At 65.7% G+C, this 1,390-nt stretch carries 1 protein-coding gene; it reads right to left on the bottom strand.

Annotated features, from left to right (window positions below; genetic code table 11):
- Nucleotides 1-1,257, bottom strand: a 1,257-nt coding sequence (locus tag ACIPIA_RS16315; protein ID WP_400511022.1) for a PepSY-associated TM helix domain-containing protein, incomplete at its 3' end; no start/stop codon positions are given.
- Between the last annotated feature and the right edge of the window lie 133 nt (nucleotides 1,258-1,390).

Below are 1,390 nucleotides of genomic sequence, written 5' to 3'. Positions count from 1 at the left end.
CAACCCGGCGACACCCCACAATGTCGCCTTGTCGGTGGGCAGCGGCGGGACGCCCAGCGAGCCCTGAGGCCGCCGCTTCCACCACATCACCAGCGCCGAGACGGCAAGCAGGATGATCGCCAGGCACACCGCCAGCATCAGCAACTGATTTGCCAGCCCGAACTCCTGGCCCATGTGCACGTTGACGCCCCATTCGAGCGCCTTTCCAAGCGGGCCGTAGTCGGCATAGCTCATGTCGATCAAGGGTTTGCCGCTGTATTGGTCGAGATGGACCACCCGCTGGTATGCCATGTCCTTGGGGTAGACCGAACCGGTGTAGACGCCGCTCGGTCCGCCTGGGAGATTGACCGCATAGCCGCGCTTCAGGCCCAGCCGATCGAAGATGGCGACGGCAGCATCGAGGTCGAGAGGCTTGCCGCCATGCGCAGCCGATTCCGGCACCCGGGCCTGTTCCAGCGACCATGAGGTCGGCCCGGCATGGGCAAGGTGTTCATCGGACATTGGCACCGCGACGCGGACCCCGGCGGGATAGCCGAAGTTATGGCCATTCGCCCATTGGTTGACCTTGGCACCCCAGAGCACTGACCAGGGCATGCCGGTGATGGCGAGGAAGAGAATGAAACCGCCGGCAATCAGGCCTGTCACCGCGTGCAGGTCTCGCCAGAACACGCGATGTCGCGGCTTGCCGCGCACGGTGACGATGCCGCCGCTCTGCTTGCGGGGCCACCAAAGATAGAGGCCGGTGAGCACGAGCAGGATCGCCCAGCCGCCGACGATCTCGATGATTCCATTCGCGACCGGCCCGAAATAGGCAAGGCTGTGCAGCTGGCGGATCACCCACATCACCGTGCCGCGGTCCGGAATCTGGCCCAGCACGCGCCCGTCATAAGGGTCGACATAGACGATCATCCGCATGCCCGACGCACTGCGGATCGTGACTTCGGCGGAAGCGGTCGTGGTTTCGGGCGGAACATATTTCACCGGCTGGCCGGCGAAGGCTTTCGTGGCCTGCGTGATGATCTCGCTTGGCGGACGTTCGGCGCCCACGCGGGCTTCGACGCGTTTGACGTCACGGTGGATCAGCCCGTCGATCTCGGCCTTGAAGAGATAAAGGCCGCCCGTCACGGCCAGCAGGATGAGGAAGGGCAGGGTGATGAGCCCGGCGTAGAAATGCCAGCGCCAGACGGCGCGATAGAGGGATGCGGCCCGCAGGTCCGCGCGTTCGGGCGCGGCCGGGGCCGTGGAAACGGTTGTCATCGATGGGTCCTGGTCTGAGCTGAAGGAAAAGGGCTTCAGGCCAGGGAGGGTGGAGCGCGGGCGCCCAGCGGGTAGCCCTGCGCTGCGGGAAGGGCAGCAGGGATGTCCGCCGGTGCGGAATCGATCCGCGCCT

It is taken from the genome of Allobosea sp. CER48, assembly GCF_044752385.1.
GTDB lineage: Bacteria > Pseudomonadota > Alphaproteobacteria > Rhizobiales > Beijerinckiaceae > Allobosea.
The sequence above is the reverse complement of the archived record's forward strand: the minus strand, read 5'-3'. Positions and strand labels throughout refer to the sequence as shown.